This is a genomic window from Pseudomonas sp. FW305-25 (genome assembly GCF_017351415.1).
Classification (GTDB): Bacteria; Pseudomonadota; Gammaproteobacteria; order Pseudomonadales; family Pseudomonadaceae; genus Aquipseudomonas; species Aquipseudomonas chlororaphis.
The window spans coordinates 99,544-125,797 of sequence record NZ_JACNDE010000001.1; the positions used below are offsets into that span (position 1 = coordinate 99,544).

Consider the following 26,254-nt stretch of genomic DNA (forward strand, 5'->3'; position numbering starts at 1 on the left):
CTCGATTTCACAACCGCCGGCGCCCGGCTAGAATACCGACGGATCACTCTTGATCCATCCCCCATTGCCACAGATCAAAGCGGCACTCTCCATAAGAGGGTGACGCTATTGCTCGTGGGACAACGGCCCATTTGCGCAGGTTGCCGGGGTTCGATTTCCAGGAAGGTATTCCATGATTCCAGCGTGTTGTCGGATGGTCGCTCTCTGCCTGTTACTTGTTCTTTCACCCGCCCTGGTCGCACAGGAGCCCGATATTTCCCTCGTCTCAAGGGTGGCAGTGACCAGCCGGCCATGGCTGAGTGAAGTAGACCGGCAGTGGCTGGCAAGCAGAGGCCCACTCACGATCGGAGTGGCATTGCCCGACTATCCGCCGCTGGGCATGCTTGACGTCAATCGTTTCCAGGGCATCACCGCGGATTACCTCGCCCTGTTGTTCGAGATCCCCCCCAAGGTCCGTCAATTCCCTTCCAGGCAGGCGGCGCTGGACGCGCTGCACAATGGTGAGATTGACCTGGTTGGCGGTGGCTCCGCGATGGATGCCGAGGATAACGGTCTGCTCCTGACCCAGGCCTATGAACCGAACCAACCGGTGCTGGTAACCGCCGAAGGCCGTCCTTTCGACCCACAAGCAAGCGGCACCCGGCTGGGGGTGTTTGCCGGCTACCGTGTCGAGGAAAAGGTCTCCGCGGTTTATCCGTACAGCCAGATCCTGCCATTCGCCTCGCCGCTGCGCGCGCTCGAGGCGTTGAGCCTGGGAGAGGTCGATGGGGTGATCGATGATGCGGTATCGGCCCACTATCTGATCAACATCAACTACCTGCTGGACCTGCACATCGAAAACTTCGCGCCGGTGGAAAGCCGTGCTTTCGGCTTCCTGGTGCGTGCCACCGATACCCGCCTGCATGCCGTGATCGAACGAGCCCTTCCGACCATTCGCTCACGCCATAGCGAAAGTATTCTGCGCAATTGGAGTGCGGGGAGCAGCCTGCGCCTGACTCAGCAGCGCGTGACGCTGACGCCCGCCGAAAACCGTTGGCTGGACGCCCATCCGGAAATCCCGGTGACTGTCCATGACTCTCTCGGCGCCCTGGGACAATTGGACAACGGTGGGCAGGTGCGGGGTATCGGCCCCGACTATCTCAAGTTGCTCAGCCAGCGTAGCGGCCTGACGTTCCGCCCTGTCCGCGCGCAGAACTATGCCGAGATGAACGCGCAGATAACCGAGGGCAAGACCCTGATGACCTCGGTTACGTCTGCCGACACCGACACCGAGGCCTATATGGATATCCTTCTTCCTTATCTGAGGAGCTCGGTGGTACTGATGGCCGGACCCAAGGCAGCCCGTACCCAGGGCAGTCCTTTCCATAGCCTGAATGACCTGCAAGGCAAGCGCCTGGCCAGCGTCCCGGGTTATTTCGTCAATCAGGTCATTCAGCAGAACTATCCGGATATCCGCTTACAGATCTATCCCAACTTTCTGGAGGCCATGCGCAGTGTCGACGACGGGCGTAGCGACGCGTTCATCGGCAGTGACTACACCGGTCGTTTCCTGTCCGCCCAGCGTTTCAACAACCGCTTGCGCGTAATCGGCATTCTCGACGAGTTCTCCCGACCGGTCAGCCTTGGGGTGCTGAAGGGGCAGGAAGAGCTGCGCAGCATCCTGGAGAAGGCCCAGGTGGCGATCACCCCGGAGGAAGTGGCGGACATCGTGGAGCAGTGGGAGCCGCGTATTTCTACCTTGGGCAGCCATTTCTGGCGGGATCATCGCAGCAATATCCTCCGGCTTGGCGGTGTCTTCGGCTTGCTGGTCCTGTTGTCGCTGATCTGGGGTTTCTACCTGACCCGGCAGGTGCGCAAGACCCGCCAGGCCGAAGGCGAGCTGGCGCTGGCGCGGGAGAAGGCCGAAGCGGCCAACGAGGCCAAGAGCATCTTTTTGTCCACCATGAGCCATGAGATCCGTACCCCGCTGAACGCCATCATCGGCCTGCAGGAAGTGGTGCAGCAGAAGGCCGAACGGGGCGAGCTGGACCTGGCGTCGCTGGTCGTCGCGCAGGAGGCGGCACAGGGGCTGCTGCTGTTGCTCGGCAATGTGCTCGACCTGAACCGGATCGAGTCGGGGATGATCGACTCGGCGCCCGAGGCGGTGCTGATCAAGGCCCAGATCGAAGCGATCGCGCCCCTGGTGGTTGGCATGGCGCGACAGAAGCAGCTGGCGTTCGAGATGCGGTTCACCGGCGACATGGAGCAATGGGTGCTGATCGACCCGCTGCATTTGAAACAGGTGCTGTTCAACCTGCTGAGCAATGCCATCAAGTTCACCGAGCGCGGTCGGGTGACGCTGCATGCCTCGGGCAGCCGGGAGGCAGAACATCTGCACCTGTTGCTGGAGGTCATCGACAGCGGTATCGGTATCTCGGAGCAGGATCAGGCCAGATTGTTCCAGCCATTCTCCCAGGTCAGTTCGGCTCAGGCCGGGCAAACCTTTGGCAGTGGGCTGGGGCTGAATATCACCCGGCGGCTGGTCGAACTCATGGGCGGCACTATCGTCCTGAGCAGCGAACCGGATATAGGCTCCTGCTTCAGCGTGACCCTGCAACTGCCTCTGGCCGAGGCGCCTGCCGAAGCCGCGGCAGAAGTACCGCAGGCGAGCACGGAGCAGCTTTCGCTGAATATCCTCGTTGCTGAGGACAATGCGTTCAGCCGGCTGACGCTGGAAGAGCAATTGCTGGTTCTGGGGCATCGCGTGACGCTGGTCGAGGATGGGCAGGCGGCGTGGGAAGCCTGGCTGGCCGCCGAGTACGATGTGTTGATCACCGACAGCCAGATGCCACGCCTGGGCGGCTATGACTTGACCGTGCGCATCCGCCAGATGGAGCGCGAGGAGGGGCGCCGACGCTGCTGGATCCTGGGGGCGACCGCCAGTGCCGAGGACGCGGAAATCCAGCGCTGCCTGGCCGCCGGGATGGATGAGGTGGTGTTCAAGCCCCTGACCCAGCAGGTACTGAGGCAGGCTCTGGAGAATACTCAACGAGCCCCTGCGCGGGCTTGAGCGCGACGAACCGCTCGCCAGGACAGCATGCCGGACATCCCATCCCGGACAATCGCGGCGCTGACTGAGCGGGCCGGACGTACTCAGCGCCGGCTTTCCCAGCATCGCTCTGGCCTGCATGGCCCCCGCCTGAATATCTCCCCGCTTCACGTTGATATGCCGTTGCGCCGTTCACCCAGGGCGGCCATGGCAAGATAAATCCTAGAGAAATTTAAGATTCGGCTGATTTACGTCTGACCTGGGCTCCACTCACTCTTTAGCGCATTCGAGCCGCGTTCCGCACACCACCCTGCCTACAGTCCCCAACCACGCGTGGCATTCCTCTCACAGAGAGCAGCCGTGGACAGCGAAGCCGCTCCCCTGAAACCTTCCTGCCCGATGACGGACACGTCCGCACCAATCGCAGGCCGCTGACCAAGCCCTTTTAAACATTCCTTCCATCGGAGATGACCATGACCATTCTCTATCGCGACATGAATCAAGCCCAGCTCGACGCGGCGTATAACAACACCGAGGCAGTGCCGGATTTCCCCGGTATCTACTCGGATTTGCAGGCGCGTAGCGCCAGTTTCTACGCCTCTGTGGCCGGCCGGCTCGATCTGCCTTACGGCACCGGCTCCAGGCAGCGTTATGACTGGTTGCCCTGTGGCAAAGCCGACGCCCCGACGTTCATCTTCATCCATGGCGGGTATTGGCAGAATTGCAGCAAGGAAGATTTCGCCTTCATCGCCGCCGGTCCCCTGGCTGCGGGGTTCAACGTCGTCCTGGCCGAATATACGCTCGCGCCGCAAGCCTCGATGACACAGATCGTCAGCGAGATTGGCAGCCTGCTCGAGCATCTCCAGGCCGACGTTGATCACCTGGGTATTGCGGGGCACAAGGTGGTCCTGAGCGGGCACTCGGCAGGTGGCCACCTGGCGATCCAGTTCCGTTCGTACCCATGGGTGACCGATGTCCTGGCGATCAGCGCATTGGTCGACCTGGAACCCATAAGCCTGTCGTGGCTCAACCAGAAACTGAGTCTCTCGGAAGCGGAGATCAATGCCTATAGCCCGCTGCACCATATTGGCAAGGGCGCCCATACATGGGTGGCGGTAGGTGCCGACGAACTGTCGGAACTGGTCCGCCAGTCTGATGAATACGCCAAGCAAGCGTTGGCCCGAGGAGAGTCTGTGCAGCTGATTCACGTGCCGGGCTGCACGCACTTTTCAGTCCTGGACGAAATGGCAAAACCGCAGGGAATCTTGCTTCAGGCCTTGTCATCCGTCAGCTGATCTTGGATCGGAACTGAGCAAGCCTGTGTCGAGCCGTCAGTTGCTGGCGGCTCGCTTGAGCAGGGCGTTGGGATGCGGCTTACATCGACAGGATCAGGCGTCCGGCGAACAGAATCAGGATCACTCCCATGGTTCGCTCGAACCAGTGGCCCATGCGCATGAACAGCAAGCGCACCCGCGGGCTGGAAAAGAACAGCGCGACGATCACGAACCACAGCGCGTTCACACAACACATCCATACACCGTAGAGCGCCTGCACCTTGAGGGGCGTGGTGGCGCTGATCACCGTGGTGAAAATCGCCAGGAAGAACAGCGTGGCCTTGGGGTTGGTGGCGTTGGTCAGGAAACCGGTCATGAAGGCCTTGGGCAAGGTCTGCCGCTGCACCTGATCGTTGTTCGTGTCGCTGCCCTCGATTGATGTCTTGGGTTTGCTGCGCAACAGGCTGACCCCGAGATAAAGAATGTAGGCGCCACCTACCACCTTGGCCACGTTCAGCAGCCATGGCGTGGTATGCATCAGCGCACCGACCCCCAGCAGGGTGTACAGCACATGCACGGAAATCCCCGCACCGATGCCGATGGCCGTGCACAGCCCGACCACCCGGCCAAAGCGCACGCTCTGGCGGATGGTCACGGCAAAGTCAGGCCCGGGAGCCACCACGGCGAGAAAGTGGATGGTCGCCAGGGCCAGGAATTCGCCTAGATAGTTGGAAAGCATTTCAACTCCAGAAGGTCAGGGGGGACGAGCTGCCGCGATAGCCGACAAAAAAGGAAAGGCTCAGGCGCGGGTTGGCCACCCCCGGGGTGACTGCGTGCATGCGCCTTGAGTTGAACATGATGAAATCTCCGGGCTCCGGGCGGATCTCCAGCGAGGGTGTGCCGAGCAGGGCGGGCTCGATGCCGTAGCTGTCGCCGCGCATGTCGTCGAACTGGTCCGGGGAAATATCGTGATTCCACATCTGCAGGGCGCCACCCGCGTCAGGCATGTTCAGGTAGAGGTTGCAGGCGAACTGCGCCTCCAGGCTGTGGGCCTGGAAGCTGTCGGGGGCGTCCTTGGCGAAAATGTCGTGATGGGCAAGGAAGCACACCCCGGGTTTCACCACCCGCGACAGGCCAACGTACATCTTGCGCCCGTACAGGTTTTCCAGGTGGGCGCCGGCCGGCCAGGACTCGTCGAGCATGCAGCGCAGGGTGTCGACGGGAGACGCATAGGGTGCGCAACGCGTGCGCAGTTCGGCGATGTTGGCGGTGGCGCGTTCGAAATAGTCTTCGATCAGCAGCGGCTGGTTTTCCGCCTCATAAAACGCCATGCCGATCCGCCCGATGCTGGGGGCGTTGATGTAGCCCTCGAAGCCGGGAGCGAGAATCTTGTTACCCAGCTGGATCGCCTGGGTGTGCGGCAGGAAATTCTTGATGCGCAGGGCGAGCACTTGTTCCTGGGCCAGTTTCTTTATGCACGTCTCATCGAGACGCTCGACGTCAAGCATCATCTGCAGATCCCTCTATCCGATAATCGTCGAACCCGCGCACGCGGGTTTCCCCTGTGTCAGGCGATGCGTCGCGTGATGTGCAAGGCGACACCGCCGATGAATCAGTCCACGTGGTAGTGAACCGAAAGCATTCCTTTCTTCTGCGAGAGGGAGGCGATAGTGACGTTGCCCAATTCCTTCAGGCGCTTCACATGGGTCCCCCCGCAGCCATAGGCGGGAAGCTCGCCGAAACCGATTTCCCGCGAGCCTTCACGCAGCGAGACCAGGCGCGGCAGGTCGGCGGCAATCCAGTGATCGATGCCACTCTGCAGGCTGTCGACGTCGAGTTCCTGCGGGCTGTCCCCGGGCTTGAAAGACACGCGGCCCTCACCAGGCCAGTGATGGGCCTTGACCGGGACCCAGCCGCGGGTTTCGCCGAAATGACCGATCAGGTGCCCGGCCGAGTGCATGCGGGTATTGAACTGGCGGCGCTGTTCATCGACCTGGACCTGGACCATGCCCGGTTGCACCGGCTGGCTGACGTAATGAATGATTCGCTCGGGTTCCTGGACCACGCGCAACACCTGGCTTTCGCCGATCCAGCCGGTGTCGCAGGGTTGGCCGCCGCCTTGGGGATGAAAGATCGTGGCACGCAGGATCACCGCGAATTCGTTGTCCTGCGGGGTGCATTCGAGCACTTCAACGTTGGCCTTGAGTTCATCATTATGAAAAAAGAGGCGAAGCGTCATATTCCGTGCCCTTATTAAAATACCTTTTTTAATTATATGGCGCGGCGGAATTGCGTGATAATCCGTTCAAACCTCAAAGGACTGTTGTGCTGTGAGCATAAATCTCCCCCTTCCGCTGCTGGGCGAAATGGCGATTTTCGTCAAGGTCGTCGAGGTCGGCAGCTTCTCCGAAGCCGCCCGCCAGTTGGGTTCGTCACCCTCGGCGGTGAGTCGCAGCATTTCCCGTCTGGAGAAGGCGCTGGCGACTCGCTTGCTGCAACGCACCACGCGCAAGTTGCGCTTGAGCGAAGGGGGCGAGGAGGTGTTCAAGCGCTGCAGCGAGATGGTCAGCGCCGCCAAGTCGGTGATGGAAATCAGCGGTCAGTTCACCCACGAGGCCGAAGGGCTGGTGCGGGTCAGCGTGCCCAAGGCCGTGGGGCGTTTTGTCGTGCATCCGTACATGCCTGAGTTTCTGCGGCGTTACCCCAAGGTCGATGTCGAGCTGTTATTGGAAGATCGCAACATCGACCTGATCGACGACAACGTGGACCTGGCCATCCGCATCACCGATCGGCCGCCGGCGGGGCTGGTCGGGCGCCAGTTGCTGACCATCGATCATATGCTGTGCGCCACGCCGCAGTACCTGGCCGAGCACGGGACGCCGAGCCATCCCCACGATCTGCTCAACCACAGTTGCATTTACCTGGGTGAAACCCCCAGCGATGCGCGCTGGAAGTTCAAGAAGGGCAGCAAGTCGGTGACGGTTGGCGTGCGTGGGCGTTATGCGGCCAATCACACCGGGGTACGGCTGGGGGCGGTGCTGGAGCATATCGGCATCGGCAGCTTGCCGTACTTCACCGCGCGGCATGCCCTGGAGCAGGGCTTGCTGGTGCAGGTTCTACCGGACTGGACGTTTCTCGCTTCCTACCATGGCGGTGCCTGGCTGTTGCATTCGCCAACCCGTTACCTGCCGCCGAAGCTGCGGGTATTCATCGATTACCTGGTGGAGTGCCTGGCCAAGGAGCCGACCTTGAGCCGGCAGGGCAAGCAGGAGGCGAAAGGCTACGAACAGCCCGAAGGCGATGGCGCGGGTTGAGCCAGCCACTCATGGGTAGAAAAAAAGGCCCGCCGGTTCAACCGTGCGGGCCTTTGTAGTGTCCGGGCCGGACTCAGTGCTTGCTGTCCTGGGCGGAGAGCGCCAGCAGTTGCTTTTCCTGGTTCCAGTCGAACGGTTCATCATTCTGCTCGGCCTCGTAGCGACGCTCTTCGAGCGCCTGGTACAGGTCGATTTCCTCGTCGGGCATGTAGTGCAGGCAATCCCCAGCAAAGAACCACAGCAGGTCGCGCGGTACCAGATGGGCGACCTGTGGATAACGCTGCATCACCTGGCACAGCAGATCCTGGCCCAGGTACTGGCTTTCGATCGGGTCGATCGGCAGCGAGGCGCGCAGTTCGTCGAAGCGTTCCAGGAACAAGGCATGGCTTTCTTCGGGAACCTGCTCGGCTTCACCTACGGCGACCAGGATACTGCGCAAATGGTCGAGCAGGACGAGATGATCGGCGACGACGTTGGACATGACATGAGTCCTCAACAGCAAAACGGGCGCGGGAGTATATAGCTCCCGCGCCCGGTTTCATAATCCGCCTGACGGTCCTGCGCCTTAGCGGGTTTTCCCTTCGCTCAGGGTCAGCTCTTCCTTGGCAAAATCATCGACATCGATGACTTTGCGGCGGGCGGCTTCAGCCTCGCGCAGGGTCTGGGCTTCCACCGGTTGCAACACGCCGGCCTCCAGCGCGGCGTCGATGGCATGTTCACCGGCCACCGGTTTGACCTGGCCACTTTTCAGCGCCTCGTGCAGTTTTTTCTGCAGCGGGTGACTGGCGCTCAACAAGTCGAAGGCGTGTTGCAGGGCGCCGACAGGGTCTTGCGTCGATTGTGGGCGGTAGCAGCCGGCCAGCAGCTCTTCCAGGGTCGGGTCGCCCTTGGCCCGGCCGATGATTGCGGCGACCTCGGCGTCCAGCTGGTCGGACGGACCTTTGTGACGGCGGCCGAACGGGAATACCACCACCCGCAGCAGGCAACCCAGCACCCGGTTCGGGAAGTTCTCGAGCAGTTCGTCCAGGGCTCGTTCCGACTGGCCGAGGCTTTCTTCCAGGGCCCAGGTGAACAGCGGCCGCAGATGCTCCGGCGAATCCAGGTCGTGGTAGCGCTTGAGTGCGGCGGAGGCGAGGTACATGTGGCTGAGCACATCGCCGAGGCGTGCCGACAGGCGTTCGCGACGCTTCAGCTCGCCGCCCAGCAGCATCATGCTCAGGTCGGCCAGCATGGAGAAGGCCGCGGCCTGTCGGTTGAGGGCGCGGAAGTAACCCTGGCTGAGCTTGTCCCCCGGCGCCTGTTCGAAGTGCCCCAGGCCCAGGTTCAGCACCAGGGTGCTGGCTGCGTTGCCCACGGCAAAACCGATGTGCTTGAGCAGCAGGCCGTCGAATTCGACCAGCGCCTGATCGTGGTCTTCGCGACCGGCCAGGGCCATTTCCTTGAGCACGAACGGATGGCAGCGAATGGCGCCCTGGCCGAAGATCATCAGGTTGCGCGAGAGAATGTTCGCGCCTTCCACGGTGATGAAGATCGGCGCGCCTTGCCAACTGCGGCCCAGGTAGTTGTTCGGGCCCATGATGATGGCCTTGCCGCCGTGCACGTCCATCGCGTGGCCGATGCACTCGCGGCCGCGCTCGGTCAGGTGGTACTTGAGAATCGCCGACAGCACCGAAGGCTTTTCCCCCAGGTCGACCGCATTGGCCGTGAGCATGCGCGCGCTGTCCATCAGCCAGGCGTTGCCGCCGATGCGGGCCAGGGCTTCCTGGATGCCTTCGAAGGCGTTGAGCGGGACGTTGAACTGCTCACGCACCTGGGCATACTGGCCGGTCACCAGGCTGGTGAACTTGGCCGCGCCAGTGCCGACGGCCGGCAGGGAAATGGAGCGGCCGACCGACAGGCAGTTCATCAGCATCATCCAGCCCTTGCCGAGCATTTCCTGGCCGCCGATAAGGAAGTCCAGGGGAATGAACACGTCCTTGCCGGAGTTCGGACCGTTCATGAAGGCAGCGCCGAGCGGCAGGTGGCGACGGCCGATCTCCACGCCGGGGGTGTCGGTCGGAATCAGCGCCAGGCTGATCCCCAGGTCTTCATCGTCACCCAGCAGATGGTCCGGGTCGTAGGCCTTGAAGGCCAGGCCGAGGAGGGTGGCGACCGGGCCCAGGGTGATGTAGCGCTTTTCCCAGTTCAGGCGCAGGCCGAGGGTTTCCTCGCCTTGCCATTGGCCTTTGCAGATCACCCCGGTATCGGGCATGGCGCCGGCGTCGGAGCCGGCCAGCGGGCCGGTGAGGGCGAAACAGGGGATATCGTCGCCACGGGCCAGCCGCGGCAGGTAGTGATTACGCTGTTCGTCGGTGCCGTAATGCAGCAGCAATTCGGCCGGGCCGAGGGAGTTGGGGACCATCACGGTGGACGCCAGGTCGCCGCTGCGGGTCGCCAGTTTCATCGCCACCTGTGAGTGGGCATAGGCGGAGAAGCCCTTGCCACCGAACTCCTTGGGGATGATCAGGGCAAAGAAACCGTGTTGCTTGATGTGCTCCCAGGCCGCAGGCGGCAGGTCCATGGACTGGCCGATCTGCCAGTCGCTGACCATGGCGCACAGCTCTTCGGTGGGGCCGTCGATGAAGGCCTGTTCCTCTTCGCTCAGTTGCGCTTTCGGGTAGGCCAGCAGCTTGTCCCAGTCCGGACGGCCGCTGAACAGTTCACCGTCCCACCAGACCGTGCCGGCATCGATGGCGTCGCGTTCGGTTTGCGACATCGGTGGCAGGACTTTCTGGAACCAACTGAACAGCGGGGCGCTGAAGTACTTGCGGCGCAGGTCGGGCAGTAGCAAGGGCGCTGCCACCGCGGCCAGCAATACCCAGAAGATCAGCAGCAACCAGCCCGGTGCACGGCTGAAGGCGCCCATGGCCAGCAGGTAGACGGCCACCACACCCAGGGCGGGCAGGGGCGCAATGCGGCGGTGGGCCAGGTAGGCAATACCGACCAGCAGAACCAGTATCCACAACAACAGCATATTTAATCCTCCGTGAAACCAGGGGCAAAATCACCCACAGAGCTTAGTCGGCATCCGACAAAAGGGGTGACAGGGCAGTGCGCTTGCAGCGGCAAGAAGAAGCGGACGCAGACGTCAGGCATCGGGTCAGCAGCGTGTCGATCTTGTCAGGCTCGAAGCGGCAGCCTCTGATATTTGGCCGAAACGTCGTTATCGCTGGGATGAGGCCGTCGTTAGACTCGGGACTTCACTCGGAGATCATCCCCATGCACGAGTACCTGAGTCCCAGCCGCTTCATCGATAGTGACCACCCCGCGGTGGTGGAGTTCGCGGAAACTCATCGTGGCGCCAGCAGCGATCCGTTGGAGCAGGCGGTGAACCTCTATTACGCGGTGCGCGAGGCCGTGCGCTACAACCCCTACACCTTCAGTCGCGACCCCGAGACCCTGCGTGGCAGCCATGCCCTGGCTACCGGCGAAAGTTACTGCGTGCCCAAGGCCACCCTGCTTGCCGGCTGCGCGCGGCATTGCGGGATCGCCGCGCGGATCGGCCTGGCGGACGTGCGCAATCACTTGTCGACCCCGCGTTTGCTGGAGTTGCTGCGCAGTGATGTGTTTGCCATGCACGGCTATACCGAGCTGTACCTGCAAGGACGCTGGGTCAAGGCCACGCCGGCGTTCAACCGGAAACTCTGCGAGATGTACGATGTGGCGCCCCTGGAGTTCGATGGCCGCCACGACAGCGTATTCCACCCCTTCAACCGCCAGGGCGAGCAGATGATGGAATACGTGCTGGACCACGGACAATTCGCCGACGTCCCCGAGACCTTCTTCTTCAAACACCTGGAAAAGTGTTATCCGCATCTGTTCGCCGAGCAGATGCCGTTGCTGCTGGGCGACATGCAGAGTGATTTGAGTCAGGTCTGATCCGGCGTAGACTGCCTCGGCATTCATCACTGAGGAGCGGTCATGCTGAAGATCTGGGGTCGGAAAAACTCGTCGAATGTCAGGAAAGCATTGTGGTGCGCCGAAGAGCTCGGGCTGACCTACGAGGCGGTGGATGCCGGTGGTGCCTTCGGTGTGGTGGATACCCCGGAATATCGGGCGATGAATCCCAATGGGCGGATTCCGCTGATCGAGGACGACGGCTTTGTGCTGTGGGAGTCCAACACCATCGTGCGTTATCTCGCCGCGCGCCATGCCGCCGGTACGGCCTGGTACCCGAGCGATGTACAGGCGCGAGCCTCGGCCGAGAAGTGGATGGACTGGACCACTTCGACCTTCGCCGAACCCTTCCGGCACCTGTTCTGGGGTGTGCTGCGCACGCCGGCACAGCAGCAGGACTGGGACAAGATCAATGCTGCGCTGAACAGTTGCGGCGAACTGCTGGCCGTGGTCGACCAGGCCCTGGCCGAACATCCCTACCTGTCCGGCGAGGAAATCGGCATCGGCGATATCCCTCTGGGCAGCTTCATTTATGCCTGGTTCGAAATGCCCATCGAACGCCCGCAATTGTCTAATCTGCAAGCCTGGTACGCTCGCCTGCAACAGCGTCCGGCCTACCGCAAGGCGGTGATGACTGCGTTGACTTAATACTGACTATCAATACGGGTGACTGTACTTGTGCGGCGTCGGCAAGCACCATTGGGTGTATCCGGCGCCGTTGCAATGCAGGCGGTCCGCCCTTACCTATAATGTTCTCCCTTCTTGGTGCGTAAATCCGATATGAGTTCCGCTCTGTCCATCCGGCAGCTAACCAAAACCTACGGCAACGGTTTCCAGGCCCTGAGTGGTATCGATCTGGATGTCGCCGAAGGTGACTTCTTCGCCTTGCTCGGCCCTAACGGTGCCGGCAAATCCACCACCATCGGCATCCTCTCGACCCTGGTCAACAAGACCAGCGGCACGGTGAATGTCTTCGGCCATGACCTGGACCGCGAGCCCGCCGCGCTCAAGCGCTGCATCGGCGTGGTGCCACAGGAATTCAACTTCAACCAGTTCGAGAAGACCTTCGACATCGTGGTGACCCAGGCCGGTTACTACGGTATCCCGACCAAGGTCGCCAAGGAGCGGGCCGAGCAGTACCTGACCCAGCTCGGCTTGTGGGACAAGCGCGATGTGCCGTCGCGCTCGCTGTCCGGCGGCATGAAGCGCCGCCTGATGATTGCCCGCGCCCTGGTGCACGAGCCGCGCCTGTTGATCCTCGACGAACCGACTGCCGGCGTGGACATCGAGCTGCGGCGTTCGATGTGGACCTTCCTCACCGAACTGAACCAGAAAGGCATCACCATCATCCTCACCACCCATTACCTGGAGGAGGCTGAGCAGCTGTGCCGCAATATCGGCATCATCGACCACGGCACCATCGTCGAGAACACCAGCATGCGCCAGCTGCTGAGCCAGCTGCATGTGGAAACCTTCCTGCTCGACCTGAAGACCGACCTGAAGGTGGCGCCGCAACTGATCGGTTATCCAAGCAAACTGCTGGACAGCCACACCCTGGAAGTCCAGGTCGACAAAGCCGTGGGTATCACCGCGCTGTTCAGCCAGTTGGCCCAGCAGAACATCGAAGTGCTGAGCCTGCGTAACAAAACCAATCGCCTTGAGGAGCTGTTCGTGTCCCTGGTGGAGAAAAACCTGTCGAAGGTGGCGGTATGAGTTCCGAGCTACGGCCCAACCTTGTCGCGCTCAACACTATCGTCTATCGCGAAGTCCGGCGTTTTACCCGGATCTGGCCGCAGACCCTGCTGCCGCCGGCGATCACCATGGTTCTGTACTTCGTGATCTTCGGTAACCTGATCGGTCGGCAGATCGGCGACATGGGTGGTTTCACCTACATGGAGTACATCGTGCCGGGCCTGATCATGATGTCGGTGATCACCAACTCCTACGGCAACGTGGTCTCGAGCTTCTTCGGCAGCAAGTTCCAGCGCTCCATCGAGGAGTTGATGGTGTCGCCGGTGTCGCCGCACACCATCCTCATCGGCTACACCCTGGGCGGTGTCCTGCGGGGGCTGGCGGTGGGCGTGATCGTGACGCTGCTGTCGCTGTTCTTCACCCACCTCCAGGTGCATCACCTGGGCATCACCTTGCTGGTGGTGGTCCTCACCGCGACGATCTTTTCCCTGTTGGGCTTTATCAACGCAGTGTTCGCGCGCAATTTCGACGATATCTCGATCATCCCGACCTTCGTGCTGACCCCGCTGACCTACCTGGGCGGGGTGTTCTACTCCATCACCCTGCTGCCACCGTTCTGGCAGACGGTGTCGCTGGCCAACCCGGTGCTGCATATGGTCAACGCCTTCCGTTTCGGCATCCTCGGGGTTTCCGATATCCAGATCAGCGTGGCCATTACCTTCATGCTGGTGGCGACCGTGGTCCTGTACTTCGGTTGTGCCCGCCTGCTGGTCAGCGGTCGCGGCATGCGCCAGTAAGCCCGCGCAGAAACGACAACGGCCTCCCTCGGGAGGCCGTTTGCGTTTCTACAGCCGGCTCTGCTTGCGGCGGCGCCATTGCCGGCTGACCCACCAGCGCCAGTACAGCATGGTCAGGCAATAGGCGAGGGCGCCCAGCACCAGGCCGGCCACCAGCGAGCCCAGCAGGAAGGGTTGCCAGAGGGTCGAGAGTTCGCCGCTGATCCATTCCCAGGTCAGCTCGTCGGGCAGGGTCCGGGCGGGTACGTTCATCAACCAGGCACCGATCTGATAGGTGCAGAAGAACACCGGTGGCATGGTGATCGGATTGGTCAGCCAGACCAGGCTCACGGCAATTGGCATGTTGCCGCGCACGGAAATGGCCAGCACGGCTGCCAGCAGCATTTGCGCCGGGATCGGCATAAAGGCCGCGAACAAACCGACCGCCATGGCGCGCGCCACGGAGTGCCGATTGAGGTGCCAGAGGTTGGGGTCATGCAGCAACGTGCCAAGAAAGCGTAAGGACTTGTGTTCCCTGATGCTGGTCGGATCTGGCATGTAACGTTTGAATAGGCGCCGGGGCATAAGGCTTCTCGGTCAGTTCAAGCGGCAAGTATGCCCGGATTCTAGAAGGCGCCCATTCAGACTTTGTGACAAATGATAAAGCCGGCCCCCGGTCCGCTGAGCTAAGCCAAGGAGTGACAACACTCAAAAACTGCTCAAGGACGGGCTTATGCGCACAGGGATGCTGGCGTTGGCGGCGGGGCTTTTGTGCCTGCGCTTTTTGCCGGCGCTACCAGCGATCGGATGGTTGGCAGTGCTACCGGTAGTGGCCTTGATGCTGTTGCCGTTTCGCACCTATCCATTGGCCCTTTTTCTGTTGGGCCTGGCGTGGGCCTGCATCAGCGCGCAATGGGCGCTGGATGATCGTTTGGCGGAACCGCTCGACGGGCAGACTCGCTGGCTCGAAGGTCGAGTGGTGGGGTTGCCGCAGCAGGCCGAGGGGCTGGTGCGTTTTGAGCTGGAAGACGGGCGGGCGCGGCGCGGCCGGATCCCGCAACGCCTGCGCCTGGCCTGGTATGGCGGGCCGCCGGTGCACAGCGGCGAACGCTGGCGCCTGGCGGTGAAGCTCAAGCGACCTGCCGGCCTGGTCAATCTGCAAGCCTTCGATCACGAGGCCTGGCTGCTGGCCCAGCGCATCGGCGCCACGGGCACGGTCAAGGATGGGCAACTGCTGGTTGCCGCGGAGGGCGGCTGGCGCGCGCGCATTCGCCAGCGCTTGCTGCAAGTCGATGCCCACGGGCGCGCCGGCGGCCTGGCGGCCCTGGTGCTGGGCGATGGTTCGGGCTTGAGCCAGGAAGACTGGCGTGTCTTGCAAGACACCGGGACCGTGCACCTGATGGTGATTTCCGGGCAGCACATCAGCTTGCTGGCTGCGGTGATGTACGCCCTGGTGGCGGGGCTGGCCCGTTACGGCCTGTGGCCCGGACGCTGGCCCTGGCTGCCCTGGGCCTGCGGGCTGGCATTCGCCTCGGCCCTGGGGTACGGGTTGCTGGCGGGGTTCGATGTGCCGGTGCGCCGTGCCTGTGTGATGGTGGCCCTGGTGCTGATCTGGCGCCTGCGCTTTCGCCACCTGGGCGCCTGGTGGCCGTTCCTGCTGGCATTGGATGCGGTGTTGCTGTTCGAGCCGCTGGCCAGTCTGCAGCCGGGGTTCTGGCTGTCCTTTACCGCGGTGGCGGTATTGATCCTGATCTTTGGCGGGCGCCTGGGAGGCTGGCGCTGGTGGCAGTCCTGGACCCGTATTCAATGGTTGATCGCCATCGGCCTGTGCCCGGTGCTGCTGGCGCTGGGGTTGCCCATCAGTCTCAGCGGGCCGCTGGCCAATCTGCTGGCGGAACCCTGGATCAGCCTGCTGGTGCTGCCGCCGGCGTTGCTCGGCACCTTATTGCTGGCGGTGCCTTACCTGGGCGAAGGCTTGCTCTGGCTGGCCGGTGGTTTGCTGGACCTGCTGTTTCGCGGCCTGACCCTGCTGGCTGCCCAGTGGCCGGCGTGGGTAGCGCCGGCCATACCGCTCTGGGCCTGGAGCATCAGCGCGCTGGGAGCCTTGCTGCTGTTGCTGCCTGCGGGCGTGCCGCTACGTCCCTTGGGCTGGCCGATGCTGCTGTTGGTGGTGTTCCCGCCGAAAAACACGCTGCCATATGGCGAGGCGGAAGTCTGGCAACTGGATGTCGGGCAGGGCCTGGCGGTGCTGGTACGGACTCGCGAGCACGCGATGCTGTATGACGCCGGTCCGCGTTTGGGGGACTCCGACCTGGGCGCGCGGGTAGTGCTGCCGTCCTTGCGCAAGCTGGGCGTCGCGCGCCTCGACCTGATGCTGCTCAGCCACGCCGATGCCGATCATGCCGGTGGCGCCGAGGCCATTCAGCGAGGCTTGCCGGTGGCCAGGCTGGTCAGCGGCGATCCCGAGGGTTTGCCGGCCTATTTACCGGCAGAGCCTTGCGCCAGCGGCGAGGAGTGGCAATGGGACGGGGTGCGTTTTTCCCTGTGGCAATGGGCAGGTGCGCAGAACGGTAACCAGAAGTCCTGCGTGATGCAGGTCGAGGCCCAAGGCGAGCGTTTGCTGCTGACGGGGGATATCGATGCCCTGGCCGAACGCGCCTTGCTGGATACCCCGCTGGCCGTCGAGACCCACTGGTTGCAGGCGCCGCACCACGGCAGTCGCAGCTCGTCGTCCGCGGCCCTGCTCAAGGCCCTTGCACCTTCGGCGGTGCTGATCTCCCGTGGGCACGGCAATGGGTTTGGGCATCCGCACCCGCAGGTCGTCGAACGTTATCGCCAGCAAGGGACCGCCATTTACGACAGTGCGGAGCAGGGAGCGCTGCGGCTGATGCTGGGCACTTACACCGAACCGACGAGCCTGCGGGCGCAGCGACGCTTTTGGCGCAAATGGCCACTATCTCCTTAAATAACCGAGAGTTATTAAAGCCTGAAGGCATGCGACATCAGGTTCTTCGGTGCATTCGGCCCCTATGTTAGAGTGGCGCACTTTTTCGAGGGGACTGTCACTGTGTGGGAATTGGTCAAATCCGGCGGCTGGATGATGTTGCCGATCATTCTGAGTTCCATTGTCGCGGTCGGCATCATTGCCGAGCGTCTGTGGACCCTGCGGGCCAGCCGCGTTACCCCGCCTCATCTGCTGGGCCAGGTGTGGCGCTGGATCAAGGACAAACAGCTGAACAAGGACAAGCTCAAGGAACTGCGCGCCCATTCGCCCCTGGGCGAGATCCTGGCCGCTGGCCTGGCCAACTCCAAGCATGGCCGCGAGGTCATGAAAGAGTGCATCGAGGAAGCCGCCGCCCGGGTCATCCACGAACTGGAGCGCTACCTCAATGCCCTCGGCACCATCGCCGCCATGGCCCCGCTGCTGGGCTTGCTGGGTACGGTGCTGGGCATGATCGATATTTTCAGCTCGTTCATGGGCTCGGGGATGACCAGCAACGCCGCGGTGCTGGCGGGTGGTATTTCCAAGGCGCTGATCACCACCGCGTCCGGCCTGATGGTCGGTATCCCGGCAGTGTTCTTCCACCGTTTCCTGCAACGCCGAGTCGATGAGCTGGTGGTTGGCATGGAGCAGGAAGCCATCAAACTGGTCGAAGTGGTGCAGGGCGACCGCGACGTCGATCTGGCCGAGGGCAAAGCGTGAAATTCCGCCGCAAGCCACGGGAAACCATCGATATCAACCTCGCGTCGTTGATCGACGTGGTGTTTATCCTGCTGCTGTTTTTCGTCGTGACCACCACCTTTACCCGGGAAACCCAGTTGCGCGTCGAGTTGCCGGAGGCCGTCAGCGGCTCGCCGGCCGAAGACCAGCAGACCAAGCAACTGGATATCGCCATCAGCGCCGACGGGGTGTTTTCGGTGAACAACCAGGTGCTGCCCAAGAGCGACCTGGCCAGCCTGATCGAAGCCTTGCAGAAGGAGTCGGCGGGCGACACCAGCCTGCCGCTGTCCATCAGTGCCGACGGCAAGGCCCAGCACCAGGCCGTCATTACCGCGATGGATGCCGCCGGCAAGCTCGGTTTCAGCCATCTGCGCATGACCACCGTCGAGGCGGCGCCAGCACCCTGATGGCCATGTCCGATCATTTGCTCGCTGCCTGGTACAACGGCCATCCCGCGCTGAAACTGCTGCAGCCCCTGGAGTGGCTCTATCGCCGGGTGGTGGTGCGCAAGCGCGAACGCTTCCTGGCCGGTGAGGGCAATGTTTACCAGCCGCCGGTGCCGCTGGTGGTGGTCGGCAATATCACCGTGGGCGGTACTGGCAAGACGCCGCTGATCCTGTGGTTGATCGAGCATTGCCAGCGCAGCGGGCTGCGGGTCGGCGTGGTCAGCCGTGGTTACGGCGCCAAGCCGCCGCAGTGGCCATGGCGGGTCGCCGCCGAGCAGAGCGCCGCAGTCGCCGGCGACGAGCCTTTGCTGATCGTCCAGCGCAGCGGCGTGCCGCTGATGATCGACCCCGATCGCAGTCGTGCCGTGCGAGCCCTGCTGGCCGCCGAGCCGCTGGACCTGATTCTCTCCGACGACGGCATGCAGCATTACCGCATGGCTCGCGACCTCGAACTGGTGCTGATCGACGCCGCGCGCGGGCTGGGCAACCGGCGTTGCCTGCCGGCCGGGCCACTGCGCGAGCCGGTCGAGCGCCTGCAAAGCGTCGACGCAGTGCTCTACAACGGCGCCAGCGACGATCGCGAGGATGGCTTCGCCTTTCGCCTGGTGCCCACCGCCCTGGTCAATCTGCAAAGCGGCGAGCGCCGCGGGCTTGAGCACTTCGCGCCGGGGCAGGCATTGCACGCGGTGGCCGGTATCGGCAATCCGCAACGTTTCTTCACTACCCTTGAAACGCTACACTGGCAGCCTGTCCCGCATGCTTTCGCCGACCACGCCGAATACAGCGCGCAGGCGCTGAGTTTCACCCCGGCGTTGCCGCTGGTCATGACCGAAAAGGATGCGGTGAAGTGCCGTGCCTTCGCGGCTCCCGACTGGTGGTACCTGGCGGTGGATGCTGTGCCATCCCCGGCCTTCGTGGCCTGGTTCGATACGCAGCTGATGCGCCTGTTGCCCGCTCGTCTTCTGCCTTAACGCTTCTATCCAGGGAATTCTCATGGACACCAAATTGCTCGATATCCTCGCTTGCCCGATCTGCAAGGGACCGCTCAAGCTCAGCGCCGACAAGACCGAGCTGATCAGCAAGGGCGCCGGCCTGGCCTATCCGATTCGCGATGGCATCCCGGTCATGCTGGAAAGCGAAGCCCGCACCCTCAGCACCGACGAGCGCCTGGATAAATGACCACAGCCTTTACCGTTGTCATTCCAGCCCGATTCGCCTCCACCCGCCTGCCGGGTAAACCGCTGCAGATGATCGCCGGCAAGCCGATGATCCAGCACGTCTGGGAACAGGCCTGCAAGAGCGCCGCCCAGCGTGTGGTGGTGGCGACCGACGACGCGCGAATCGTCGAAGCCTGCCAGGGCTTCGGCGCCGAAGCGGTGTTGACCCGCGAGGACCACAACTCCGGGACCGATCGCCTGGCGGAAGTCGCCAGCCAGTTGGGTCTGGCCGCGGATGCCATCGTGGTCAATGTCCAGGGCGACGAGCCATTGATCCCGCCGGCGGTGATCGACCAGGTGGCCGCCAACCTGGCCGCCCACACTGAAGCGAGCATGGCCACCCTGGCCGAGCCGATCGAAGACGTCGAGACCCTGTTCAACCCGAACGTGGTCAAGGTGGTCAGTGACATCAACGGCCTGGCCCTGACCTTCAGCCGCGCCACCTTGCCCTGGGCGCGCGACGCCTTTGCGAAAAACCGCGACCTGCTGCCGGAAGGCGTGCCTTATCGCCGCCATATTGGCATCTATGCCTACCGCGCCGGCTTCCTGCATGACTTCGTCAGCTGGGGCCCGTGCTGGCTGGAGAACACCGAGTCGCTGGAGCAGTTGCGGGCCTTGTGGCACGGCGTGCGTATCCATGTCGCCGATACCCTGGAAGCGCCGCCTGGTGGTGTCGATACTGCCGAAGACCTTGAGCGCGTTCGTCGCCTGCTGGAGGCCTGATGCGGGTTCTGTTTGTCTGCCTGGGCAACATCTGCCGTTCGCCGACGGCGGAGGGCGTATTGCGCCACAAGTTGCGCGAAGCGGGGCTGGCCGATCGGGTCGAAGTCGCGTCCGCGGGGACCGGCGAATGGCACATCGGCAAGGCGCCGGACAAGCGCAGCCAGCGCGCGGCGCTGTTGCGCGGCTACGACCTGTCGGCCCAGCGCGCCCAGCAGGTCAGCAGTGCGGACTTTGCCCGCTACGACCTGATCCTGGCCATGGACGAAAGCAACCTGCGCAATCTCAAGGCGCTGCAGCCGGCCCAGGGCAAGGCCGAGCTGGACCTGTTCCTGCGCCGCTACGAGGCGGCGGTGGACGAGGTACCGGATCCTTACTACGACGGTGAGCAAGGTTTCGAGCAGGTGCTGGACCTGATCGAGTACGCCAGCGACCGGCTGGTGATCGAGCTGAAGGGGCGGCTATGAGCTTGCATCTGCAGTCCCAGGTTTCCCTCAAGCCTTTCAACACCTTCGGCGTCGATGTGCGCGCGCAGCTGTTCGCCGAGGCCCACAGCGATGCCGACGTGCGTGAGGCGCTGGCCTGTTCGGCGCAGCATCAACTGCCGCTGCTGGTGATTGGCGGCGGCAGCAACCTGCTGCTGACCGCGGATATTCCAGCGCTGGTCTTGCGCATGAGTACCCGTGGCATTCGCCTGCTGAGCGACGATGGCCAGCAGGTAGTAGTCGAAGCCGAAGCGGGTGAAACCTGGCATCCCTTCGTGCAGTGGACCTTGCAACAGGGCTTGTCCGGCCTGGAAAACCTCAGCCTGATTCCGGGGACTGTGGGCGCCGCACCGATGCAGAACATCGGTGCCTACGGGGTCGAGATCAAGGATGTGTTCGCCGGCCTGACCGCACTGGATCGGCAGAGCGGCGAGTTGCGCGATTTCAGCCTGGAGGAATGTCAGTTCGCCTACCGCGATAGCCTGTTCAAGCAAGAGGCCGGCCGCTGGCTGATTCTGCGGGTGCGTTTTGCCCTGGCCCGCAGCGAGCATCTGCATCTGGAATATGGCCCGGTGCGCCAGCGCTTGAGCGAGCAGGGCATCGAGCAGCCGACGGCCAGCGATGTCAGTCGCGCCATTTGCAGCATCCGCAGCGAAAAACTGCCGGACCCGGCGGTACTGGGCAATGCCGGCAGTTTCTTCAAGAATCCGGTGGTGTCCGCTGCGCTGGCGGCCGAGATCAGGCAGCGGCATGCGGGGCTGGTGGGTTATCCACAGGCGGACGGGCAGGTGAAGCTGGCCGCTGGCTGGTTGATCGAACAGGCGGGCTGGAAGGGCTTCCGCGATGGCGATGCCGGGGTGCATCGTTTGCAGTCGCTGGTGCTGGTCAACTATGGCGGTGCCACGGGCTTGCAGCTGTTAAGCCTGGCACGAAGGATCCAGCAGGATATTGCCGAGCGCTTCCATGTTCAGCTGGAGATGGAGCCCAATCTCTATTGAGCCTGTTGAGCTAAGCTCAAGACGCGCCAGCAAAGCCTTGCACGGGTTCACACCCTGCAAGGCTTTTTTGTTAATTGCGGCTTAACTTAGCCTGCTAACAATGCAACTATTTGTACCCCAAAGGCCCGGTGAAGACTCCCCCCGTCTTCATAAGAGAGCCCATTAGCCTGAGTCGATCTGCTCCTGCAAGTCGTTGTACTCAACGGCAGATTGCTCGACCCCATAAACGGAAAATATGCGGGCGTGCCCATGATTACCCTGAAACTCAACGGTCAAGATCACCCACTGGATGTCACCGAGGACATGCCGCTGCTCTGGGCTATCCGCGACGTGGCGGGCTACAACGGCACCAAGTTCGGTTGCGGCATGGGCCTGTGCGGCGCATGCACCATCCATATCGACGGCTCCCCGGCGCGCAGTTGCATCACGCCGATCGGCTCGGTGGTCGGGCAGAATGTCAGCACCATTGACAACCTGCACAGCGACCCGGTCGGCAAAGTCGTGCAGCAGGCCTGGCTGGACAGCGCGGTGGCCCAGTGCGGCTACTGCCAGGGCGGGCAGATCATGTCGGCCACTGCCTTGCTCAAGGTCAACCCCAACCCCAGCGACGAACAGATCGAGGCCGCCATGGTTGGCAACATCTGCCGCTGTGGCACCTACAACCGGATCAAGACGGCGATCCGCCAGGCCTCCACCCACCTGAAGGAGGCCAAGGCATGAGCCAGCTGCCGAATGATTTTGCCTTGAGCAACCTCAGCCGCCGCGGTTTTCTCAAAGGCGTCGGAGCCACCGGCGCACTGGTGCTGGCGGCCAGTTGGGGTTGGCAGGACGCTTTCGCCGAAGAGAAGAAGTTCGGTGCCGACGGCATGCCCAACGGCTGGGTCGATGACCCCAAGGTGTACGTGAGCATCGCCGCCGACGGCAGCGTGACCGTGCTCTGCAACCGTTCGGAAATGGGCCAGGGTGTGCGTACCAGCCTGAGCATGGTGGTCGCTGACGAACTGGAGGCCGACTGGGCGCTGGTGAAGGTCAGGCAGGCGCCGGGCGACGAGGCGCTGTTCGGTAACCAGGACACCGACGGTTCGCGCAGCATGCGCCATTGGTACGAGCCGATGCGGCGCTGCGGTGCGGCGGCGCGGACCATGCTCGAGCAGGCAGCGGCCGAACAATGGAAAGTCCCGCTGGCCGAGTGCCGGGCGCAGTTGCATAAAGTGGTCCACCAGCCGAGCGGCCGTGAACTGGGCTACGGCGCCCTGGCCGCCGCGGCGAGCGCCCTGGCGGTGCCGGCCCGCGACAGCCTGCGTCTGAAGCAACCCAGCGAATTCCGCTACATCGGCAAGGAGGGCACCCGCGCCATCGACGGTGCGGACATCGTCAATGGCCAGGCGGTCTACGGCGCCGACGTGCATTTCGACGGCATGCTCTTCGCGACGGTTGCGCGCCCACGGGTCTATGGCGGCAAGGTCAAATCCTTCGATGGCAGCGCGGCGCTGAAGGTGCCGGGCGTGATCAAGGTGGTGCCGATCGAAAGTCGCCCGCTGCCTTCCGAGTTTCAGCCGCTGGGTGGTGTGGCGGTGATCGCCAGCAATACCTGGGCGGCGATCAAGGGTCGCGATGCGTTGAAGATCGAGTGGGACGATGGCGTCAACGCCGGCTACGACTCGATTGCCTACCGCAAGGAACTGGAAGCCGCGGCGCTCAAGCCCGGCAAGGTAGTACGCAGCACCGGCAATATCGACGACGCCATGGGCAGCGCCGACAGCAGCCTGGAGGCCTCCTACTACCTGCCGCACCTGGCGCAGGCGCCGATGGAACCGATGGTCGCCGTGGCGCGCTTCAAGGACGGCCAGTGCGAAGCCTGGGCTCCGAGCCAGGCGCCACAGGTGACCCGCGAACGTATTGCCGAGCGTCTGGGCATTCCCTTCGACAAGGTGACGGTCAACATCACCTTGCTCGGCGGTGGCTTCGGGCGTAAATCCAAGCCCGACTTCATCCTCGAGGCGGCGATTCTCGCCAAGGAAGTGCCAGGCAAGGCGGTACGGGTGCAATGGACCCGCGAAGACGACATTCACAATTCCTACTTCCACACCGTGTCGGCGGAATACCTCAAGGCCAGCCTGAACAAGGACGGCATGCCGTCCGGCTGGCTGCACCGCACCGTGGCGCCGAGCATCACCGCGCTGTTCGCCCAGGGCATGAACCATGAGGCCGCCTTCGAGCTGGGCATGGGCTTCACCAACCTGGCCTATGCGATTCCCAACGTGCGCCTGGAAAACCCCGAGGCCGCTGCGCATACCCGGGTTGGCTGGTATCGCTCGGTGTCGAACATCCCCCACGGTTTCGCCATCCAGAGCTTTGTCGACGAACTGGCCCATAAGGCGGGCCAGGACCCGTTGAAGTACCAGCTCAAACTGCTCGGGCCGGATCGCCGGATCGATCCGCGGACCTTGAGCGAAGAGTGGAACTACGGTGAGTCGCCGGAGCGTTACCCGATCGACACCGCCCGTATGCGTGGCGTGTTGGAGACGGCGGCCAAGGCGGCGGGCTGGGGCCGTAGCCTGCCCAAGGGCCGCGGCCTGGGGCTGGCGGTGCACTACAGCTTCGTCACCTATGTGGCGGCGGTGATCGAGGTCGAGGTCAAGGATGATGGCACCCTGATCGTGCACAAGGCCGATATCGCCGTGGACTGCGGTCCGCAGATCAATCCCGAGCGTATCCGCTCGCAGTTCGAGGGCGCCTGTGTGATGGGCCTGGGCAATGCGGTGGTGGGTGAGATCAGCTTCAAGGACGGCAAGGTCCAGCAGGACAACTTCCATATGTATGAAGTGGCGCGCATGTCCTTGGCGCCGAAGGAAGTGGCCGTGCATCTGGTGACGCCACCAGGCGATGTGCCGCTGGGTGGTGTCGGTGAGCCGGGCGTGCCGCCGATCGCGCCGGCCCTGTGTAATGCGATCTTTGCCGCCACCGGCAAGCGCATCCGCAACCTGCCAGTGCGTTACCAGCTGCAAGGCTGGCAACAAGCGAGCAAGGCCTGATGGACAGCGTTGATCTGAATGTCCTGCGCAGCGTGCTGGAATGGCGCCGCGCGGGGCAGCGCGTAACCTTATACAGCGTGGTCCAGACCTGGGGTAGCGCGCCACGGCCACCGGGCGCGATGCTGGCTTTGCGCGAAGACGGCATGGTGATTGGCTCGGTCTCAGGCGGTTGTATCGAGGACGACCTGATCGCCCGTTTGCACGATGGCCGCCTGCCTCTGGACGGGCCGCCAGTGCAACTGGTGACTTATGGCGTGACCCGCGAGGAGGCCGCGCGTTTTGGCCTGCCGTGCGGCGGCACCTTGCGCCTGACCGAGGAGCGGGTTGGCGATCCGGCCTGGGTCGCGGAACTGCTGGCTCGTTGCGAGGCGCATGAAATCGTCGCCCGGGAGTTGAACCTGAGCAGCGGTGAGGTGCTGCTAAAGCCGGCCAGCAAGACCGATGTGCTGAGCTTCGATGACACCACCCTGCGGGCGATCTATGGCCCGCGCTGGCGGCTGTTGCTGATCGGCGCCGGGCAGTTGTCGCGGTATGTGGCGGAAATGGCGCGGCTGCTGGACTTCGAAGTACTGATCTGCGATCCGCGCAAGGAGTTTGTCTACGGTTGGGAAGAGCAGCACGGGCGTTTTGTGCCGGGAATGCCGGACGATGCGGTGCTGAATATCGAGACCGACGAGCGTACGGCCATTGTCGCGCTGACCCATGACCCCCGGCTGGATGATATGGCGCTGTTGACTGCGCTCAATTCCCGGGCGTTTTACGTCGGGGCGCTGGGCTCTCGGGTCAATAGTCAGAAGCGTCGGGAGAATCTGGCCCAGCTGGGGCTGGAGCCGCAGGCCATCGAACGCTTGCACGGGCCCATCGGCCTGCATATCGGCAGCCATACACCGGCGGAGATTGCCCTGTCGGTGATGTCGGAGATCGTTGCCATCAAGAACGGCATCGACTTGTTGCAGAAAAAGCCGTCCCAAGTGGCTGCGCAGGTGAGCGCGTGAGCGAGTCGCTGTGCGCGGTCATCTTGGCCGCGGGGCAGGGCAGTCGTTTCCGACAGGCGGCGGGGGGCGGGCAAGACAAGTTGCTGGCTCCATGTCTGGGACGAGATGCGGTGATCAGGCCGGTAGTCGAGCAGGTCCTGAGGAGCTTGCCCGCACTGCTGGCCTGTAGAGTCCTGGTGACAACGCCGGACCGTACCGAGGTGATTGCCTTGGCTGAAGCCTATGGCTGCCAGGTGGTGCTTCTGGATTCGCCGGGCATGGGCGACAGCCTCGCGGCCGCCGTCGCAGCCTGCGCCGATGCCAGTGGCTGGCTGGTGGTGCTGGGGGATATGCCCTTTATCCTGCCGTCGAGTATCGAGAGCGTGGTGCGGGAACTGGGCGAGCAAATGATCCGGGTGCCTGTTTATAAGGGGGCCTATGGTCACCCGGTGGCTTTTGGCGCGGCCTTTGGTCAGGCGTTGCAGAGCCTGACCGGGGATCGAGGAGCCAGGCCGCTGTTTGCCGTGGGGCAGGTCGTCGAGGTGGAACTGGCGGATGCAGGCGTGTTGTGGGATGTGGATACGCCGCAGGCGTTGGTTTTTACCGGTTGAGATCGCTGGGTTCGCTTTCGCGGCGAA

General features: G+C 63.1%; 25 protein-coding genes. 19 read left to right on the forward strand and 6 right to left on the reverse strand.

Annotated features, from left to right (window positions below):
• Positions 1–172 precede the first annotated feature (172 nt).
• On the forward strand, positions 173–3,049 hold the full coding sequence (locus J4E58_RS00450; protein WP_087088785.1) for an ATP-binding protein: 2,877 nt from the start codon (positions 173–175) through the stop codon (positions 3,047–3,049).
• Between the two features lie 452 nt (positions 3,050–3,501).
• A complete protein-coding gene (locus tag J4E58_RS00455) occupies positions 3,502–4,323 on the forward strand; it encodes an alpha/beta hydrolase (RefSeq protein ID WP_087088783.1) in 822 nt (273 codons plus the stop codon).
• 79 nt (positions 4,324–4,402) lie between these two features.
• Here the strand turns inward: J4E58_RS00455 and J4E58_RS00460 are convergent, their stop codons facing one another.
• The 3 genes from J4E58_RS00460 to J4E58_RS00470 form a co-directional block, all read right to left on the reverse strand.
• Entirely contained in the window at positions 4,403–5,041 is a 639-nt protein-coding gene (locus J4E58_RS00460; protein ID WP_009042830.1) for a LysE family translocator, read from the reverse strand.
• Position 5,042: 1 nt separating this feature from the next.
• On the reverse strand, positions 5,043–5,813 hold the full coding sequence (locus tag J4E58_RS00465) for a 2OG-Fe(II) oxygenase (protein WP_087088781.1): 771 nt from the start codon (positions 5,811–5,813) through the stop codon (positions 5,043–5,045).
• Between the two features lie 101 nt (positions 5,814–5,914).
• Positions 5,915–6,541 (reverse strand): hypothetical protein, encoded by a 627-nt coding sequence (locus J4E58_RS00470; RefSeq protein ID WP_007931638.1) that lies wholly within the window; start codon positions 6,539–6,541, stop codon positions 5,915–5,917.
• 91 nt (positions 6,542–6,632) lie between these two features.
• Here J4E58_RS00470 and J4E58_RS00475 point away from each other — a divergent pair, with 91 nt between their 5' ends.
• Positions 6,633–7,616 (forward strand): LysR family transcriptional regulator, encoded by a 984-nt coding sequence (locus J4E58_RS00475; protein ID WP_009042832.1) that lies wholly within the window; start codon positions 6,633–6,635, stop codon positions 7,614–7,616.
• 73 nt (positions 7,617–7,689) lie between these two features.
• Here J4E58_RS00475 and J4E58_RS00480 read toward each other — a convergent pair whose 3' ends face one another.
• Positions 7,690–8,097: a PA2817 family protein gene (locus J4E58_RS00480; protein WP_007931642.1), complete on the reverse strand. Its 408-nt coding sequence runs from the start codon at positions 8,095–8,097 to the stop codon at positions 7,690–7,692.
• Between the two features lie 84 nt (positions 8,098–8,181).
• Positions 8,182–10,629, reverse strand: a complete 2,448-nt coding sequence (locus J4E58_RS00485) for an acyl-CoA dehydrogenase (RefSeq protein WP_087088779.1) — start codon at positions 10,627–10,629, stop codon at positions 8,182–8,184.
• 245 nt (positions 10,630–10,874) lie between these two features.
• Here J4E58_RS00485 and J4E58_RS00490 point away from each other — a divergent pair, with 245 nt between their 5' ends.
• From J4E58_RS00490 to J4E58_RS00505, 4 genes are all read left to right on the forward strand, one after another.
• A complete protein-coding gene (locus tag J4E58_RS00490; protein ID WP_007931646.1) occupies positions 10,875–11,534 on the forward strand; it encodes a transglutaminase family protein in 660 nt (219 codons plus the stop codon).
• 42 nt (positions 11,535–11,576) lie between these two features.
• Positions 11,577–12,200, forward strand: a complete 624-nt coding sequence (locus J4E58_RS00495; RefSeq protein ID WP_009042835.1) for a glutathione S-transferase family protein — start codon at positions 11,577–11,579, stop codon at positions 12,198–12,200.
• Positions 12,201–12,332: 132 nt separating this feature from the next.
• Complete coding sequence (locus J4E58_RS00500; protein WP_007931649.1) at positions 12,333–13,265, forward strand: ABC transporter ATP-binding protein; 933 nt, start codon at positions 12,333–12,335, stop codon at positions 13,263–13,265.
• A complete protein-coding gene (locus J4E58_RS00505; protein WP_007931651.1) occupies positions 13,262–14,041 on the forward strand; it encodes an ABC transporter permease in 780 nt (259 codons plus the stop codon). Before J4E58_RS00500 ends, J4E58_RS00505 begins: the two co-directional genes overlap by 4 nt.
• 48 nt (positions 14,042–14,089) lie before the next feature.
• Here J4E58_RS00505 and J4E58_RS00510 read toward each other — a convergent pair whose 3' ends face one another.
• A complete protein-coding gene (locus J4E58_RS00510) occupies positions 14,090–14,605 on the reverse strand; it encodes a DUF2062 domain-containing protein (RefSeq protein ID WP_007931653.1) in 516 nt (171 codons plus the stop codon).
• A gap of 148 nt (positions 14,606–14,753) precedes the next feature.
• On the opposite strand from J4E58_RS00510, the gene J4E58_RS00515 reads away from it, so the two are divergent.
• From J4E58_RS00515 to J4E58_RS00570, 12 genes are all read left to right on the forward strand, one after another.
• Positions 14,754–16,985, forward strand: a complete 2,232-nt coding sequence (locus J4E58_RS00515) for a DNA internalization-related competence protein ComEC/Rec2 (RefSeq protein WP_087088777.1) — start codon at positions 14,754–14,756, stop codon at positions 16,983–16,985.
• A gap of 102 nt (positions 16,986–17,087) precedes the next feature.
• A complete protein-coding gene (locus tag J4E58_RS00520; RefSeq protein ID WP_007931657.1) occupies positions 17,088–17,723 on the forward strand; it encodes a MotA/TolQ/ExbB proton channel family protein in 636 nt (211 codons plus the stop codon).
• Entirely contained in the window at positions 17,720–18,148 is a 429-nt protein-coding gene (locus J4E58_RS00525) for a biopolymer transporter ExbD (RefSeq protein WP_087088775.1), read from the forward strand. The genes J4E58_RS00520 and J4E58_RS00525 overlap by 4 nt, the downstream gene beginning before the upstream one ends.
• Complete coding sequence (gene lpxK, locus J4E58_RS00530; RefSeq protein ID WP_087088773.1) at positions 18,148–19,158, forward strand: tetraacyldisaccharide 4'-kinase; 1,011 nt, start codon at positions 18,148–18,150, stop codon at positions 19,156–19,158. Before J4E58_RS00525 ends, lpxK begins: the two co-directional genes overlap by 1 nt.
• A gap of 22 nt (positions 19,159–19,180) precedes the next feature.
• Positions 19,181–19,366, forward strand: coding sequence for a Trm112 family protein (locus J4E58_RS00535; protein WP_007931663.1), 186 nt, complete (start codon positions 19,181–19,183; stop codon positions 19,364–19,366).
• The gene (gene kdsB, locus J4E58_RS00540) at positions 19,363–20,127 is read left to right on the forward strand and encodes a 3-deoxy-manno-octulosonate cytidylyltransferase (RefSeq protein ID WP_087088771.1); all 765 of its coding nucleotides are present in this window, start codon (positions 19,363–19,365) and stop codon (positions 20,125–20,127) included. The genes J4E58_RS00535 and kdsB overlap by 4 nt, the downstream gene beginning before the upstream one ends.
• A complete protein-coding gene (locus J4E58_RS00545) occupies positions 20,127–20,591 on the forward strand; it encodes a low molecular weight protein-tyrosine-phosphatase (protein WP_007931667.1) in 465 nt (154 codons plus the stop codon). Before kdsB ends, J4E58_RS00545 begins: the two co-directional genes overlap by 1 nt.
• Complete coding sequence (gene murB / locus J4E58_RS00550; RefSeq protein WP_087088769.1) at positions 20,588–21,607, forward strand: UDP-N-acetylmuramate dehydrogenase; 1,020 nt, start codon at positions 20,588–20,590, stop codon at positions 21,605–21,607. Before J4E58_RS00545 ends, murB begins: the two co-directional genes overlap by 4 nt.
• A gap of 249 nt (positions 21,608–21,856) precedes the next feature.
• Positions 21,857–22,327, forward strand: a complete 471-nt coding sequence (locus J4E58_RS00555; RefSeq protein WP_007931672.1) for a (2Fe-2S)-binding protein — start codon at positions 21,857–21,859, stop codon at positions 22,325–22,327.
• Entirely contained in the window at positions 22,324–24,642 is a 2,319-nt protein-coding gene (locus J4E58_RS00560; RefSeq protein ID WP_087088767.1) for a xanthine dehydrogenase family protein molybdopterin-binding subunit, read from the forward strand. The genes J4E58_RS00555 and J4E58_RS00560 overlap by 4 nt, the downstream gene beginning before the upstream one ends.
• Positions 24,642–25,637, forward strand: coding sequence for an XdhC family protein (locus J4E58_RS00565; RefSeq protein WP_087088765.1), 996 nt, complete (start codon positions 24,642–24,644; stop codon positions 25,635–25,637). Before J4E58_RS00560 ends, J4E58_RS00565 begins: the two co-directional genes overlap by 1 nt.
• Complete coding sequence (locus J4E58_RS00570; RefSeq protein WP_087088763.1) at positions 25,634–26,227, forward strand: NTP transferase domain-containing protein; 594 nt, start codon at positions 25,634–25,636, stop codon at positions 26,225–26,227. Before J4E58_RS00565 ends, J4E58_RS00570 begins: the two co-directional genes overlap by 4 nt.
• Positions 26,228–26,254 lie beyond the last annotated feature (27 nt).

What these genes read in the sequence shown, in the direction of transcription:
- J4E58_RS00505 (WP_007931651.1), top strand. Translation starts at nt 13,262, where the DNA reads ATGAGTTCCGAGCTACGGCCCAACCTTGTCGCGCTCAACACTATCGTC.
- J4E58_RS00485 (WP_087088779.1), bottom strand. Translation starts at nt 10,629, where the DNA reads ATGCTGTTGTTGTGGATACTGGTTCTGCTGGTCGGTATTGCCTACCTG.
- J4E58_RS00565 (WP_087088765.1), top strand. Translation starts at nt 24,642, where the DNA reads ATGGACAGCGTTGATCTGAATGTCCTGCGCAGCGTGCTGGAATGGCGC.
- J4E58_RS00535 (WP_007931663.1), top strand. Translation starts at nt 19,181, where the DNA reads ATGGACACCAAATTGCTCGATATCCTCGCTTGCCCGATCTGCAAGGGA.
- J4E58_RS00490 (WP_007931646.1), top strand. Translation starts at nt 10,875, where the DNA reads ATGCACGAGTACCTGAGTCCCAGCCGCTTCATCGATAGTGACCACCCC.
- J4E58_RS00495 (WP_009042835.1), top strand. Translation starts at nt 11,577, where the DNA reads ATGCTGAAGATCTGGGGTCGGAAAAACTCGTCGAATGTCAGGAAAGCA.
- J4E58_RS00560 (WP_087088767.1), top strand. Translation starts at nt 22,324, where the DNA reads ATGAGCCAGCTGCCGAATGATTTTGCCTTGAGCAACCTCAGCCGCCGC.
- lpxK (WP_087088773.1), top strand. Translation starts at nt 18,148, where the DNA reads ATGGCCATGTCCGATCATTTGCTCGCTGCCTGGTACAACGGCCATCCC.
- J4E58_RS00545 (WP_007931667.1), top strand. Translation starts at nt 20,127, where the DNA reads ATGCGGGTTCTGTTTGTCTGCCTGGGCAACATCTGCCGTTCGCCGACG.
- J4E58_RS00455 (WP_087088783.1), top strand. Translation starts at nt 3,502, where the DNA reads ATGACCATTCTCTATCGCGACATGAATCAAGCCCAGCTCGACGCGGCG.
- J4E58_RS00465 (WP_087088781.1), bottom strand. Translation starts at nt 5,813, where the DNA reads ATGATGCTTGACGTCGAGCGTCTCGATGAGACGTGCATAAAGAAACTG.
- J4E58_RS00555 (WP_007931672.1), top strand. Translation starts at nt 21,857, where the DNA reads ATGATTACCCTGAAACTCAACGGTCAAGATCACCCACTGGATGTCACC.
- J4E58_RS00460 (WP_009042830.1), bottom strand. Translation starts at nt 5,041, where the DNA reads ATGCTTTCCAACTATCTAGGCGAATTCCTGGCCCTGGCGACCATCCAC.
- J4E58_RS00500 (WP_007931649.1), top strand. Translation starts at nt 12,333, where the DNA reads ATGAGTTCCGCTCTGTCCATCCGGCAGCTAACCAAAACCTACGGCAAC.
- kdsB (WP_087088771.1), top strand. Translation starts at nt 19,363, where the DNA reads ATGACCACAGCCTTTACCGTTGTCATTCCAGCCCGATTCGCCTCCACC.
- J4E58_RS00470 (WP_007931638.1), bottom strand. Translation starts at nt 6,541, where the DNA reads ATGACGCTTCGCCTCTTTTTTCATAATGATGAACTCAAGGCCAACGTT.
- J4E58_RS00450 (WP_087088785.1), top strand. Translation starts at nt 173, where the DNA reads ATGATTCCAGCGTGTTGTCGGATGGTCGCTCTCTGCCTGTTACTTGTT.
- J4E58_RS00515 (WP_087088777.1), top strand. Translation starts at nt 14,754, where the DNA reads ATGCGCACAGGGATGCTGGCGTTGGCGGCGGGGCTTTTGTGCCTGCGC.
- J4E58_RS00510 (WP_007931653.1), bottom strand. Translation starts at nt 14,605, where the DNA reads ATGCCCCGGCGCCTATTCAAACGTTACATGCCAGATCCGACCAGCATC.
- J4E58_RS00480 (WP_007931642.1), bottom strand. Translation starts at nt 8,097, where the DNA reads ATGTCCAACGTCGTCGCCGATCATCTCGTCCTGCTCGACCATTTGCGC.
- murB (WP_087088769.1), top strand. Translation starts at nt 20,588, where the DNA reads ATGAGCTTGCATCTGCAGTCCCAGGTTTCCCTCAAGCCTTTCAACACC.